Here is a 15,071-nt window from a genome sequence, read left to right as displayed (position 1 = left end):
GCCGCCGTGTGAGGAGATGACGGCACGTGACGATGTCCCCGCCCCGCGCGGGGGTAGCCGCGGTGCGCCCGGCCCCCGCCGGCGCGCCCGCGCGGCACCCGGACCGCCTGCACCGGTTCTTCGAGGCCACCGTCGCCCGGTCCCCGCGGGCGATCGCACTGCAGGACGGCGGCCTCGAGCTCACCTACGCCGAGCTGGACGCGCGCGCCAACCAGCTCGCACGCCACCTCGCCGGGCTCGGCGCGGGACCCGGCCGGCGCGTCGGGATCCTGCTGCACCGGACGTGGCGGACCTACGCGGTACTGCTGGCCGTCGGCAAGACCGGTGCCACGTTCGTCCCGATCGACCCGGCGGCACCGGTGGACCGGGTCGGCTACATCCGCGACGACGCCGGGCTGGACCTGCTGGTCACCACCTCGGACCTGGCGGGCGAGCTGGCGCCCCGCGGGCTGGTGCTGCTCGACACCTGCGTCGACGCCGTCGCCGCACTGCCCCGACACCCGGTCCCGGCGCCCGCCGCGGACCCGGCCGACCCCACCTCCCCGGCCTACATCATCTACACCTCCGGCTCCAGCGGCCGGCCCAAGGGCGTCGCGATCGCCCACCCCAGCATCTGGAACTTCGTGCACGTCATCACCGGTGTCTACGACGTCCGCCCGCACGACCGCGTCTACCAGGGCATGACGATCTCCTTCGACTTCTCCATCGAGGAGATCTGGCCGACCTTCGCCGCCGGGGCGACGCTCGTGGTGGGACCGACGGACTCCCGCCGGATCGGCGCCGAGCTGGGCGACTTCCTCGCCGACACCGGCGTCACCGTGCTGTGCTGCGTGCCGACCCTGCTCGCGACGATCCCACGCGAGCTCCCCGCGCTGCGCACCCTGCTCGTCGGCGGCGAGGCCTGCCCGGCCGGGCTGGTCGAGCGCTGGGCCCGCCCGGGACGGCGGATGCTCAACACCTACGGCCCCACCGAGACCACCGTGACCTGCACCTGGGGCGAGCTGCTCCCGGGCCGACCGGTCACCATCGGCCGCCCGGTGCCCACCTACTCGGCGGTCATCCTCGACGACGCCCTGCGGGAGGTGCCCCGCGGCGAGGTCGGCGAGCTCTGCATCGGCGGCCCGGGGGTCGGCATCGGCTACGTCAACCTGCCGGACAAGACCGCGGACCGGTTCGTCCACCACCCCGCGGCCCCGCGCAACGGCGACGACAGGCTCTACCGCACCGGCGACCTCGCCCGGTTCGACGAGCGCGGCGAGATCATCTACCTGGGCCGGGCCGACGACGAGGTGAAGATCCGCGGCCACCGCGTGGACCTCGGTGAGATCGAGACCGTCGCGCTGGAGCACGCCGACGTGGAGAGCGCCGTCGCCGCGGTCTCGAGGACCGGGGACGGGACAGGCGAGGAGCTGGCCGTCTACGGCGTCGGGGCCGCCGGGCCGGGCGGCACCGTCGACCGCGCCGGGCTGCACGGGCTGCTGCGCGCCCGGCTGCCCGAGTACATGGTCCCGGGCCACCTCGAGGTGCTCGACGCCCTGCCGATGATGCCCAGCGGCAAGGTCGACCGGTCGCGGCTGCCCGCTCCGTCCGGTCCGCGGATCGTCCTGGCCCACGGCCCGCACGCCGAGCCGTCGACCGCTCTGGAGACCGCGGTCCGGGCGGTGCTCGCCGAGGTCCTCTCGCTCGACGCCGGGCAGGTCTCGGTGACCGCCGACTTCTTCGACGAGCTCGGCGGGCACTCGCTGCTCGCCGCCCGCGTCGTGACCCTGCTGCGCGAGCGCGGCGTGGGCCGCAGCCCGGCGGTGCGCGACCTCTACGAGAACCCCACGGTGCGCGGTCTGGCCGCGGCCCTGCACCCCGACTCGGCCGGTGACGGCGGCGACGGGTCGGTCCCGCCGCCGCCCCGGCCCGAGCCGCTGCGCCACTCCCGGGGCCGCTACACCCGCGCCGGATCCGCACAGGGCGCAGGTCTGTTCCTGCTCATGCTGGTGATGACCCTGCCCGCCGCCGGGGTCTACGCCTGGCACGGCGGGCGGGTCGCGCCCGACGTGCTGGCCCAGCTGGCCGTCGGTGCGACCGCGGTGTTCCTGCTGCAACGCTGGCTGCTCGCCCCGCTCGCGGTCCGCGCGCTCACCGCCCGGGTCCGTCCCGGCCGGTACCCGATGTGGGGTCGGGTGCAACTGCGGCTGTGGGCCGCGGACCTGCTGCTGTCCATGTCACCGCTGCCGGTGCTCTCCGGCGGGCCGCTCGCGCCCGCCTACCTGCGCCTGCTCGGTGCCCGGATCGGCCGTGACGTGCACGTCGGCACCTCGGTGCTGTCGCTGCCGGCGCTGCTGCGGATCGGCGACGGCGCCACCGTCGGCCACGGCGCCGCGCTGCGGCCCTGGACGCTGGCCGACGGCTGGGTCACCGTCGCCCCGATCGCGGTCGGCGAGGGCGCCCACGTCGGCGCCAGCACGGTCGTCGAGCCGGGCGCGGTGGTCGGGGCGGACGCCGTGGTCGGCGAGCAGTCCGCGCTGGCCGCGGAGCAGGTGGTCCCGCCCGCGGAGCACTGGGCCGGGTCCCCCGCGGTGCCCGACGCCGCCGACGCCGCGGTCGCCGAGCTCACCGAGCGCGGCCCCGCACCGTCCTGGACGCGGCCGCAGCGGGCCGCGGCGCTGGCCGGGGTCGCCGTGCTGGAGCTGGTGTCGCTGCTGGCGCTGGTCCCGGCGGTGCTGCTGGTGTGGACCTCGCTGCTGCTGTTCGGCGACGGTCCCGCGCTGCTCGTCGCCGCCGTGGTCGGGCCGGTGTTCGTGGTGACCGTGTGCGTGCTGGTGGCGGGGGGCCGCCGAGCCGTCGCGCCGCGCACCGGTCCGGGGGTGTTCCCCGCCCGGTCCGCGCTCGGGCTGCGCAAGTGGTTCGGCGACAAGCTGCTCGAGATGAGCCTGACCTACACCAACTCGCTGTACTCCACGCTCTACACGGTGGGCTGGCTACGGCTGCTGGGCGCCCGGATCGGACGCGGCGCGGAGGTCTCCACCGCCTCGCACCTCGACCCGGAGATGCTGACGATCTCCCAGGGCAGCTTCGTCGCGGACATGGCCAGCGTGGGCAGCGCGACCTTCCACAACGGCTGGATGGTCCGCCGGCCGACGCTGGTGGGGCGGCGCGCGTTCGTCGGCAACGCCGCCGTCGTCCCGGCCGGGTCGACGCTGGGCGAGGAGTCGCTGATCGGGGTCGCGACGGTGCCCCCGCCCGCGGGCGTGCCCCGGGACACCACCTGGCTCGGGTCGCCCGCGATGCACCTGCCGGTGCGCCAGGGCTCCGGCGACCACCCGGAGTCGCTGACCTTCGCGCCGTCACGGCGCCGGGTCGCCGAACGGCTCGGCATCGAGTTCCTGCGGGCCACCCTGCCCGCCTCGGCGATCTCGGTGTCGCTCTACCTGTTCCTGCAGGGCTTGTCCGACGTGGCCCGCACCGGCCCGGCGTGGGGGGTCGTGCTCGCCGCACCGGTGCTGGCACTGGCCTCGGCGCTGGCGCTGGTGCTGCTGGTCGCGGTGGTGAAGTGGCTGGTCGTGGGCACCTACCGGCCCCGGACCGAGCCGCTGTGGAGCCGGTTCGTGCGCCGCTCGGAGTTCGTCACCGGGCTGTACGAGGCCTCCGCGGTGCCCGGGCTGCTGAGCATGCTGTCCGGCACCCCGCTGCTGCCGCCGATGCTGCGGCTGCTCGGTGCCCGGATCGGGCGCCGCACCTGCGTGTCCACGACCTACCTGACCGAGTACGACCTGGTCGAGATCGGCGACGACGCCGTCGTGGGGCGGGACGTCTCGCTGCAGACCCACCTGTTCGAGGACCGGGTCATGAAGATGTCCACGGTGACCGTCGCCGACGGCGCCTCGGTCGGCGACCGGGCGATCGTGCTCTACGACGCCGTGGTCGGCGCCGGGACCCGGCTCGACCCGCTGTCGCTGGTGATGAAGGGCGAGCACCTGCCGGCCGGCACCCGGTGGCGGGGCATCACCGCCCGCGCCGTGCCCGAGGCGGCCCCGGAGCCCACCGCGGACCCGGCCGTCCCCGGCGAGGCCCCGGCGGCCCGGTCCGCCCCGGCGGTCGCGGCCGACGCCGACACCGGGCCCGACACCGGGCCCGACACCGCGTCCGACACGGCGTCCGACACGGCGTCCCGGACCGAGGCCGTCCCCGCCGTCACGGTGGACCCCGTGGCGGACTCGACCCGGGCCGCCGCAGCGGACCCGGAGCGGACCACGGCGCTGACCCGGGTACGGGGAGCCGACGACCCCGGGCGCACCCTCCTGATGCGCTCGGTGCTGGCCGGGCGGCAGACCCCCCGCCGCGGTCCCGGGCGGCACCGGGCCGGCGGGACCGGCGGGACCGGTGCGACCGGCACGCCCGGCCGTCCCGGCACCCCCGGCCGTCCCGGTGCGCCCGGCCGTCCCGGCACCCCGGGCGGTCCCGGCGCCGGGTACGGCGGCCGGTCCCCCGCCGGACCGGGCGCCCCGTCCCGTCCGCGGCACCGCCGCGCCGCGGACCCGGACGACCGCGACGGCGCCGTCGTCCCCGCGGGGCGCGCCGGGCAGGGTCCCGGGGCGCGTTCCGCGGAACGCACCCGCCGGGTCCGGCCGGCCCCGGGCCCGCGCACCGGGCCGCCGGTCCCTCCGTCGACGCCCGTGTCGGTCCCCACCTCGGTGCGCACACCGCTGCCCACATCGCGGCCCACATCGCCGCCCCTGCCGGCGCCCGGACCGGTGCCCCTGCCGCCCCCGTCGACGCCCGCAGCGGTGCCGTTCGTGGTGCCTCCGTCGGTACCGCCCGCGGTGCCGCGGCCGCGTGAGGCCCGCCCCGTCCGGCCCGGGCCGGGTCCACGGTGAGCCTGCTCGGGCGGCTGCTCGGCCGTACCGCCCCTGCCCCCGTCGGCGACGGCAGACCCGTGGCGCTGGTCTACCGCGGTCCGGCGTCGCAGCCCACCGGGTGCGCGGAGGCGGTCGCGGCGCTGCTGGCGTCCTCCCGGCACGGGTTCGACGTGCACTTCACCGGTCCCCGTGAGCGGGTCCCGCTCACCGCGAACGCGCTCGCGGGCGCCGTGCTGTACGCCCAGCCCGGCGGTGGCACGCTCGCCGCGGGCTGGCGCGCGATGCGCCCGGTGGCCGGGGTGCTGCGCGACTGGGTCGGCGACGGCGGTCGCTACCTCGGGTTCTGTCTGGGCGGCTACCTCGCCGGGGCCACCCCCGGGTTCGCGCTGCTGCCCGGCGACACCGACCGCTGGATCGACTCGCCCGGCGCCACCGTCGGCCACGACGGCGACGCCCTGGTCCGGATCGACTGGCGCGGCCGCGACCGCAGCCTGTTCTTCCAGGACGGGCCGCACTTCCTGCTGGAGTCCGGCACCGTCCTGGCCCGCTACCCCGACGGTCTCGTCGCCGCCGCCGTGACCCCGTTCGGGCGCGGCCGGGTCGGCGGCGTCGGCCCGCACCCCGAGGCCGGGCCGGACTGGTTCGCCGATGCCGGGCTGCCCGCGGCCGACGCCCGTGACCTCGGGCACCAGCTGATCGACGAGGTGCTGACATGACCCGACCGCAGCCGCCCGGCACGTCCCGGCGGGGCCCGGACCGCTCCGCACCACCGCGGCCACCCGGCGCCCCGGCCCCGACGCGGCCCGCCGGCCCCCGGCACGACGCCGACGGCGTCCGGTACCGCCCCCGGCACGGGGTACCGGCCCCCGCCGCCGACGGCCCGGGTGGCGGCCACCGGCGCGCCGACCCGCCGCGGGGTCCGGGCGAGCCCCTCGGTCCCGGTGCCCGCCAGGCCGACCGGACCGACGTCCCGACCCAGTACCTGGTCCCGGCCCCCCGCCCGGCCGCGGAGACCCGGCCCGGCACCGGGACACGGTCCATCTCGGCGACACTCCCCGGCGCGGCGACACGGCCCGGCGCGGCGACACGGCCCGGTGCGGCGACACCGTCGGCCACGGCGACACGGGCCACCGCGGCGGCGGGGTCCACCACGGCGACACGGACCACCGCGACGGAAGGGTCCACCGCGACGCCGCACGCCACCCCTCCCCGCGCGGAGCGGGCGGCACGGCTGCCCGGCGTCGACGCCACCCGTGGTGTCGCGCTGCTCGGCATCATCGCCGTGCACGCCCTGGTGGAGGCCACCGACGACGGTGCCCCCACCCCCAGCTACCTCGTCTTCGGCGGCCGCTCCGCGGCGCTGTTCGCCGTGCTGGCCGGGATCTCGTTCGCGTTCATGACCGGGCGGGCCCGGGTCCGCCCCGGCCCGGACCTGCGCACGGCCGCGGCGATGCTCGCCACCCGCGCGGGCGTGCTCATGGCGCTGGCCCTGGCACTGAGCTGGACCGACCCGTCGATCGCGGCGCTGATCCTGCCGTACTACGCGGTCGCGTTCCTGCTCGCGATCCCGCTGGTCGCGCTACCCACCCGGGTCCTGGCACCGCTCGCGGTGCTGCTGTGCCTCGGGGTCCCGGTCGGGTCACAGCTGGTGCGCCCGTTCCTGCCGCTGCCCGACCTCGGCAACCCCTCGGTCGCCGACCTCGTCACCGATCCGGGGGCGCTGCTGTCGGAGCTGACCCTCACCGGGGCCTACCCCGCGGTGGTGTGGCTGGCCTACCTGGCCGTCGGCATCGTCGTCGGTCGGCTGCCGCTGTCCGGGCGGCGTACCGCGACGGCGCTGCTGGTCGGCGGGGTCGCCGCGGCCGTGGCCGCCACCGGGCTGTCGATGTGGCTGCTCGGCCCGGCCGGGGGGTACGCCGCGATCGCCGCGGCGAGCCCGCCGGAGCTGCTCGAGAGCGCCCCGACCGTCGCCGACGTCGTGACCGGTTACCCCGACGGCGTCACCCCCACCACGACCTGGTGGTGGCTGGCCACCGTCGCACCGCACTCGGGCACCCCGCTCGACGTCGTGCAGACCACCGGCTCGGCGCTGGCCGTGCTCGGCGCGGTCCTGCTCCTCGCCTCGGTCACCACCCGCGGCGTCGCCGGGCCGCTCGGCTACCTGCTGCGCCCGCTCGCGGCCGCCGGGTCGATGACGCTCACCCTCTACGTCGCCTCCATCCTGTTCATGAACTCCGCGCTCGACGACCTCGGCCCGTGGGAGGGCTACCTCTGGCAGGTCGCGGTCGCGGTCGCCGCCGCGACCGCCTGGCGGCGCGCGGTCGGCCGCGGCCCGCTGGAGACGCTCGTGTCGACGCCCGCGCACGCGGTCCGGGACCGGCTGCGCGCCCGCGACCGGTCGCGCGGCCGCGATCGGGTGGCGTAGCCGTGCGGGCGGCCACGCCGGTCGCCGCCCGCCGGCACCACGGCTAGCCTCGCCACCATGATCGACCTGACCCGGCGGCGCCGGGCCCTCGTCGGCGTCGCCGTCGTCCTGGCCGTACTGGGGGGCTGCGCGGCCGGGGTCCCGCAGGTCGAACGGGCCACCCCGTGGCCGCAGCGCCCGGTCGTCGACGCCTCGCTGGACCTCGCGCCGGACCTGTCCTCGGCCACCGGCCGCCAGAGCGTCCGATTCACCCCGGACGCGCCAATCTGCGAGCTGGTCTTCCGGCTCTGGACCAACCGCCCGACCGTCGTCTCCGACGGCGGCTCGTCCCGGGTGACCACCGCGAGCGTGGACGGCACCCCGGTCACCCCGCGCACCGAGCAGGCCGGCGCCCCCGACGGCGCTCCCGGCACCCTCGTCGAGCTGCCGCTGCCCGCCTGCGTCGACGCGGGCACCATCGTCACCGCACAGCTCGGTTTCACCCTCACCCTCGGCGAGGACTCGACCGAACGCATCGGCTACTCCCCGTCGGCCGGGACGGCCTGGCTCGGCAGCCCGCTGCCGGTGCTGGACTGGGTCCGCGGGCGCGGCTGGGTCCGCACCCCGGCGGTGCGGATGTCGGGTGAGACGGTCGTGGCCGAGGACTACCGGCTCGCCTCGCTCGCGGTCACCGCGGCGGCCGACCAGCAGGTCGTCGGGGTCGGGACGGCCACCGGCACCCGCGACGCCGGCGGCGGGCGGCTCACCCGCACCTTCTCCGCCGACGCGGTCCGCGACGTCGCGGTCGCCGTCGGCGCCTACGAGGTCACCGCGTCCACGGTCGGGGCCACCCGGGTGCACGTCGCGCTGCCCACCGCGGGCCGCGCCGGCGTCCGGCGCGGCGGTGAGCTGCGCGGCTCCGCGCAGGACTGGCAGGACGTGGTCGCCCGGTTCCTGCCCGCGCTGGAACGGCTGCTCAGCCCGTACCCGTACCCGGACCTGTGGCTGACCGTCGTCCCCACCCAGAGCGACGGCGTCGAGTTCCCGACCCACCTGCAGTTCGGCGACGTCGACGACGCCACCCGCCCGTCGCTGGCCGCGCACGAGATCGCCCACTCCTGGTTCTACTCGCTGGTCGGTAACGACCAGGCCCGCGACCCGTGGCTGGACGAGGCGTTCACGACCTGGGCGCAGGCGCTGGTCGCCGGCCAGCGCGACCTCTACCGGATCGGCAGCTTCGGGCCCGGTGACGTGGCCGGCCCGATCGGCGCCCCGATGTCGTTCTGGGACTCCCGCGGCGGTTTCACCGACCTCGTCGACGGCGTCTACGACCAGGGCGCGGCGGCCCTGTTCGCCGGCCGGGACGCCGTCGGGGCCGAGCGCTTCAACGCCGCGATCCGTGGCTACGTCGACGCGAACGCCCACCGCGTCGCCGCCCCGGCCGACGTCGAGCGGGCCTTCGCCGACCTGCCGCAGGTGCTCGACGTGCTGCGCGAGCACGGGGCCTTCGCCCCCCGCACGGGGGGCTGAGCGCACCCGCGGCGGATCGCGTGTCCAGCGCCACCGGGCCCGGCTCCCCACTGATCTTCTACTTCCGGTAGAACTACTACTGGACGTAGAACTTCGCCCGGGAGGTCCGGAATGGACGCGCTCGACCTGGCTCGCTGGCAGTTCGGGATCACCACGATCTACCACTTCCTGTTCGTGCCGCTGACCATCGGACTGTCGGTGATCGTCGCGTCGCTGCAGACCGCCTGGTTCCGCACGGGCCGGGAGGAGTACCTGCGCGCCACCACGTTCTTCGGGAAGCTGTTCCTGATCAACTTCGCGATGGGCGTGGTCACCGGGATCGTGCAGGAGTTCCAGTTCGGGATGAACTGGAGCGCCTACTCCACCTTCGTCGGTGACGTGTTCGGCGCGCCGCTGGCGATGGAGGCGCTCATCGCCTTCTTCCTGGAGTCCACCTTCATCGGGCTGTGGATCTTCGGGTGGGACCGGCTGCGGAAGGGTGTGCACCTGGCCTGCATCTGGGCCGCCGCGATCGGGTCGAACCTGTCGGCGTACTTCATCCTCGCGGCGAACGCGTGGATGCGGAACCCGGTCGGCTACGAGGTCGACGACGCCACCGGCCGTGCCCGGCTCACCGACATCGGCGCCGTGCTGACCAACCCGCAGGCCTGGTCCACCTACACCCACGTCGTCGCCGCCGCGTTCCTGATCGCCGGGCTGTTCGTCGCCGCGGTGAGCTCCTGGAAGCTGATGCGGGAGCGCTGGGGCCGTCCCGGTGACGCGACGCCGCACCCGGGCGAGCACGCGTTGTTCCGGAAGACCCTGCGCACCGGGTTCCTGGTCACCCTGGTGGCCGGTGTGCTGGTCGTCGCCTCCGGTGACCACCAGGCCAAGCTGGCCGCGACCCACGAGCCGATGAAGCTCGCCGCGGCCGAGGCGCTGTGGGAGACCGAGCAGTCGGCCGGGTTCTCGCTGTTCGCCGTCGGCGACGTCCAGGGCAGCCGCAACCACATCAACGTGCAGGTCCCCGGGGTCCTGAGCTTCCTGGCCACCGGGAGCCCGTGGGGCCCGGTGCAGGGCATAGAGAACGTGCAGGCGCAGTACGAGGCGCTCTACGGGCCCGGGGACTACCGGCCCAACATCGCCGTCCTCTACTGGGCGTTCCGGCTGATGATGGGTCTCGGCCTGGCCGGCGTCGCGGTCGCGACGGCGGGGCTCTGGCTCACCCGCGGCGGCCGGCTGCCCGGGTTCACCCGGGACGGCGCACCGGCTCCGGCCGGGCGGCTCCGGCGGTGGGCCTACCGGGGTGTGGTCGCCGCGCTGCCGGCCGCGCTCGCCGGGAACATCGCCGGCTGGGTGCTGACCGAGATGGGTCGCCAGCCCTGGACGGTGCACGGCGAGCTGCTCACCGCGCAGTCCGTCTCCCCGGGGGTGAGCCTGGGCCAGGTCGCGTTCTCCCTCGCCGCCTTCACCGCGGTCTACGGGGTGCTCGCCGTCGTCGAGGTACGGCTGTTGCTGCGCTACGTGCAGGCCGGTCCCGCCGCCGCACTCCCCTACGTCGACCGGCCCGACGGCACCGGCGACGACCCCGACGACGGCGCGGCCGTCGGCACCGACGACGAGCGCCGCCCCGCGGCGTTCAGCTACTGACCCCGGAGGGCGACGATGGACCTGCCCACGATCTGGTTCCTGGCCGTGGCCGTGCTCTGGACCGGCTACCTGGTGCTCGAGGGCTTCGACTTCGGCGTGGGCATGCTGGTCCGCGTCCTGGGCCGCGACGACGAGGAGGACCGGGAGGCGGCCCTGGGGGCGATCGGCCCGGTGTGGGACGGCAACGAGGTGTGGCTGATCGCCGCCGTCGGCGCGATGTTCGCCGCGTTCCCCGCCTGGTACGCCGCCATGCTGTCGGGCCTCTACCTGCCGGTGCTGCTCGTGCTGCTGGGCCTGATCGTGCGCGGGGTCGGGCTGGAGTACCGGCACAAGCGCTCCGACGCGCCGTGGAAGGCCCGCTGGGACCTGATGATCGGTCTCGGGTCGCTGGTGCCGGCGTTCGTGTGGGGCATGGTGCTGGCGAACCTGGTCCGTGGCCTGCCCACCGTGCTCAGCGCCCCGGGCAGCGGGCAGAACACCGTGGTCACCGCCTCGCTCACCGACCTGCTGAACGGCTACGCCCTGCTCGGCGGCGTCGTCACCACGGCCCTGTTCCTGCTGCACGGCGCGGTGTTCCTGGCACTGAAGACCGACGGGCCGGTGCGCTACCGGGCGCGGCGGTTCGCGCTGCGCGCGGTGGTCCCGGTGCTGCTGGTGACCGTCGCGTTCCTGGCCGCGACGCTCGCGCTGCGCGAGCCGTCCTGGACCACCACGGTCGCCTGGGTCTCCGGCGCGGCCCTCGCCGCGGCCGGGGTGGCGCTGCTGGCCGGCCGCGAGGGGTGGGCGTTCACCGCCACCGCGCTCGCGATCGGTGGACTGTCGGTCGTGCTGTTCGGGCAGCTGTACCCGACGCTGCTGCCCTCGACGACCGACCCCGCGCACACCCTGACCGTCGCGAACGCGGCGTCCGCGCCGTACACGCTCGGCGTCATGTCCTGGATCGCGGCCGTGTTCCTGCCGCTGGTGCTCGGCTACCAGTCCTGGAGCTACTGGGTGTTCCGCCGCCGTCTCGGCGGGGCGCGGGTCGCCCCGGCCGGGACCTCCGGCCCTGGTGACACCGCGGTACCGGCACCACGATGACGACCGTGTCCACCCCGTCCACCACCGTCGGCGGGCCGCCCGCGGGCGGCCCGCCGGTCGCCCCCCGGCTGCTGCGCACCGCGAGCGCGGTCCGGGTGCAGCTGGCCGTCGCCACGGTCTGCGGGGTCGCCGCGACCGGGCTGATCCTGGCCCAGGCGTGGCTGGTGTCGCGGGTGGTGGCCGGGGCGACGCCGTCGTTCTCCCTCGGCGGCGCGCGCACCGGGCCGGGCGCCGGGCTCGACACCCTGGCCTGGCTGGTCGGGGGCGTCGCCGTCGTCGCGGTGGCGCGGGCGCTGCTGACCTACGGCGCGGAGTCCGCCGCGCTGCGCTGTGCCGCCCGCGCCAAGTCCCAGCTGCGGATGCAGCTCGTGCGCCGGCTCGCGCTCGCCGCGCCGGACCCGCGGCGGTCCTCCGGTGAGATCGTCACCCTGGCGACCCGCGGCCTGGACGCCCTCGACGACTACTTCGCCCGCTACCTGCCCCAGCTGGTGCTCGCGGTGCTGGTCCCGGTCGCGGTGCTGGTCGTGGTCGCCGACGCGGACTGGATCTCCGCGGTCGTCATCGCGGTCACGCTGCCGCTGATCCCGCTGTTCATGGCCCTGGTCGGGATGCACACCCGGGCCCGCACCGACCGCCAGTGGCGGCTGCTCTCGCGCCTGGGCGGGCACTTCCTCGACGTGGTGCAGGGATTGCCGACGCTCGCGCTGTTCCGCCGCGCGCAGGTCGTCGCGGGCAAGGTCCGGGAGACCACGGACGAGCACCGGCACGCCATGACCGGCACCCTGCGGGTCGCGTTCCTGTCCGCGTTCGTGCTGGAGGTCCTCGCGACGCTGGCCGTCGCCCTGGTCGCGGTCGAGGTCGGCCTGCGGCTGCTCTACGGGAACCTCGACTACGCCACCGCGCTGTTCGTGCTGGTCCTGGCCCCCGAGGCCTACCTGCCGCTGCGCGAGGTCGGGGCCCGGTTCCACGCCAGCACCGAGGGCGTCGCCGCGGCCCGGCAGGTGTTCGCCGAGCTGGACCGACCGGCCGGCGGCGCGACCGGCGGGACCGCGCCGGTGCCGGCCGCCGACCCGGCCGGGCGCGGCCTGACCGTCGAGGGGCTACGGGTGCGCTACCCCGGTGCGGACACCGACGCCGGCGCCGGGCTGTCGCTGGGCCTCGCCCCCGGTGAGACGGTGCTGCTGCGCGGCCCGTCCGGGGCCGGGAAGTCCACTCTGCTCGGGGTGCTGCTCGGCACCGTCGCACCGACCGGGGGCACCGTGACCGTGCACGGCCGCGACGGGACCGGTACCGACCTGACGACGCTGGACCTCGACGCCTGGCGCCGCGAGGTCGCCTGGGTGCCGCAGCAGCCGCACCTGTTCGCCGACACCGTCGCCGCCAACGTCCGCCTCGGCGCCGGGCCGGACCGTGCGACGGTCACCGACGACGCCGTACGCGCCGCGGCGGCGCGGGCCGGGCTCGACGCCGTCGTCGCCCGGCTGCCCCACGGCTGGGACACCGTGCTCGGCGAGGGCGGCGCGCAGCTGTCGTCGGGCGAGCGCCAGCGGGTCGCGCTGGCCAGGGCGTTCCTGCGGGACGCCCCGCTGGTCCTGCTCGACGAGCCGACCGCCCACCTCGACCCCGACTCCGCCGCCGCGGTGCGGGCCGCGGCCGGCGAGCTGCTGCGCGGGCGCACCGCGATCGTCGTCGCGCACGACGCGGGATGGGCCGGGCACACCGACCGCACCGTCACGATCACCCCGGCCACCGCCACCCCGGTCACGGCCACGTCCGCCGGGGGCCCGCGATGAGCCCCTGGTCGCTCGCCCGCAGCGTGCTGGCGCCCCGGCTGCGCGGCGTCGTCGGGGGCGCGCTGCTCGGCGCGCTGGCCACCGTCTGCGGTGCCGGGCTGCTGTCGCTGGCCGCCTGGCTGCTCGCCACCGCCGCCCAGCACCCCTCGGTGACGGCGCTGTCGGTCGCCGTCGTGCTGACCCGCGCCCTGGGCGTCGGACGCGGGGTGGCCCGCTACGCCGAACGGCTGGTCGGGCACGACGCCGCGCTGCGCGCGCTGTCGGACATGCGCGGGCGGGTCTACGCCCGGCTCGCCGCGACCGAACCGGTGCGCCGGTTCCGGCCCGGGGAGCTCGTCGCCCGGCTGGTCGGCGACACCGACTCGGTGCAGGACCTGGTCGTGCGCGGAGTGCTGCCGGTCGTCGCGGCCGCGGTCGCCGGGTCCGGTGCGGTGCTGCTCGCCACCGCGCTGTACGTCCCCGGCGGAGCGCTGCTCGCCGCCGGCCTGCTGCTCGCCGGGGTCGCGGTGCCCGCCCTCGCCGCGGCGCTGTCCCGGCGGCCCGCCGAGCGCGCCGGCCACGCCCGGGACCGGCTCGCGACCGCCCTGGTCGACCTGCTCGACGGCGGCCCGGAGCTGCTCGCCCACGGCGCGACCGGCCACGCCGTCGACGCGGTCGCCCGGGCCGACGCCGAGCTGACCCGCACCGCCCGCCGCGACGCCGCGCTGCTCGGCCTCGGCGCCGGGTCCGGTGCCCTGGTCGCCGGGCTCACCCTGGCCGGGACACTGCTGCTGGGGGTGGCCGCCGTCGACGCCGAGGCGCTGGGCTCGGTCGGGCTGGCTGTGCTGGTGCTGACCGCGCTGGCCGCGTTCGAGATCGTCGCACCGCTGCCGGCCGCCGCGGCCCGGCTCGCCGCGGTCCGCGCCGGGCTGGCCCGTCTGGTGCCGGTGCTCGACGCCGCGCCCGACGTCGCCCACCGCGCCCCCGGAGGACCGCCGCTGCCGCGCCGCGGTGACCTGCGGGTCCGCGGGCTCACCGCGGCCTGGCCCGGCACGGGCCCGGGCGGCCGCGGCCGCACCGTGCTGCACGGGGTGGACCTCGACGTCGGCCGCGGGGAGGTGGTGGCGCTGGTCGGGGCCAGCGGCTCGGGCAAGTCGACGCTGGCCGCCGTGCTGTTCCGGTTCCTCGACCCGCGGGCGGGCACGGTCCGGCTCGACACCCACGACCTGGCGCTGCGCCCGCCCGACGAGGTCCGCACGGTGGTCTCCGGGGTGCCGGCCGACCCGCACGTGTTCGACTCGACGGTCCGGGAGAACCTGCGCCTGGCCGCACCCGACGCCGACGACGCTCACCTCGGCGACGTCCTGCGCCGGGTCGGGCTCACCGGCCTGGCCCTCGACGACGAGGTCGGCGCGCACGGCGCCCGGCTGTCCGGCGGGATGCGGCGGCGGCTCGCCCTGGCCCGCGCGCTGCTCGTCGACCCCGCGGTGCTCGTGCTCGACGAGCCGACCGCGCACCTCGACCCGGACACCCGCGACGCCGTCCTCGACGACCTGCTCGCCGCCGCGGCGGGCCGGGCGGTGTTGATCATCACCCACGATCCGGCGGTGCTGCCGCGGGCCGACCGGGTGTACACGCTGCGCGACAACAGGGTTCACCTGCACAGCGGGGCTGCGTGCAGCCCTCGCGAACCGCGGCCCTACCCTGCTCCGAACGTCCGGTAGCGGGCTCGCGCCGGCTCCGGGCGGGTAGGAGGTTCTCTCAGGCAGGTCACAGGAGGCCCCTGACACGCTGGGACCACCTCGC

General features: G+C 76.8%; 8 protein-coding genes. All 8 read left to right on the top strand.

The window, feature by feature from the left end; all coding sequences use genetic code 11:
• Positions 1 to 32 precede the first annotated feature (32 nt).
• The 8 genes from KPF47_RS08815 to cydC all read left to right on the top strand — a co-directional run bounded on the left by KPF47_RS08815 (position 33) and on the right by cydC (position 14,989).
• Positions 33 to 4,868, top strand: coding sequence for a Pls/PosA family non-ribosomal peptide synthetase (locus KPF47_RS08815; protein WP_224388483.1), 4,836 nt, complete (start codon positions 33 to 35; stop codon positions 4,866 to 4,868).
• Positions 4,865 to 5,566 (top strand): BPL-N domain-containing protein, encoded by a 702-nt coding sequence (locus tag KPF47_RS08810; RefSeq protein ID WP_224388017.1) that lies wholly within the window; start codon positions 4,865 to 4,867, stop codon positions 5,564 to 5,566. Before KPF47_RS08815 ends, KPF47_RS08810 begins: the two co-directional genes overlap by 4 nt.
• Positions 5,563 to 7,275 (top strand): heparan-alpha-glucosaminide N-acetyltransferase domain-containing protein, encoded by a 1,713-nt coding sequence (locus KPF47_RS08805; RefSeq protein ID WP_224388016.1) that lies wholly within the window; start codon positions 5,563 to 5,565, stop codon positions 7,273 to 7,275. Before KPF47_RS08810 ends, KPF47_RS08805 begins: the two co-directional genes overlap by 4 nt.
• A gap of 57 nt (positions 7,276 to 7,332) precedes the next feature.
• On the top strand, positions 7,333 to 8,784 hold the full coding sequence (locus KPF47_RS08800; protein WP_224388015.1) for a M1 family aminopeptidase: 1,452 nt from the start codon (positions 7,333 to 7,335) through the stop codon (positions 8,782 to 8,784).
• Positions 8,785 to 8,895: 111 nt separating this feature from the next.
• The gene (locus KPF47_RS08795; protein ID WP_224388014.1) at positions 8,896 to 10,413 is read left to right on the top strand and encodes a cytochrome ubiquinol oxidase subunit I; all 1,518 of its coding nucleotides are present in this window, start codon (positions 8,896 to 8,898) and stop codon (positions 10,411 to 10,413) included.
• Positions 10,414 to 10,428: 15 nt separating this feature from the next.
• Entirely contained in the window at positions 10,429 to 11,493 is a 1,065-nt protein-coding gene (gene cydB, locus KPF47_RS08790; RefSeq protein WP_224388013.1) for a cytochrome d ubiquinol oxidase subunit II, read from the top strand.
• A gap of 5 nt (positions 11,494 to 11,498) precedes the next feature.
• Positions 11,499 to 13,286 carry a thiol reductant ABC exporter subunit CydD gene (gene cydD / locus KPF47_RS08785; RefSeq protein WP_224388012.1) on the top strand — a complete coding sequence of 596 codons (1,788 nt, stop codon included), beginning with the start codon at positions 11,499 to 11,501 and terminating at the stop codon, positions 13,284 to 13,286.
• On the top strand, positions 13,283 to 14,989 hold the full coding sequence (cydC, locus tag KPF47_RS08780) for a thiol reductant ABC exporter subunit CydC (RefSeq protein ID WP_224388011.1): 1,707 nt from the start codon (positions 13,283 to 13,285) through the stop codon (positions 14,987 to 14,989). Before cydD ends, cydC begins: the two co-directional genes overlap by 4 nt.
• Positions 14,990 to 15,071: the final 82 nt, after the last annotated feature.

It is taken from the genome of Pseudonocardia sp. ICBG1293, from assembly GCF_020131355.1.
GTDB lineage: Bacteria > Actinomycetota > Actinomycetes > Mycobacteriales > Pseudonocardiaceae > Pseudonocardia.
The sequence above is the reverse complement of the archived record's forward strand: the minus strand, read 5'-3'. Positions and strand labels throughout refer to the sequence as shown.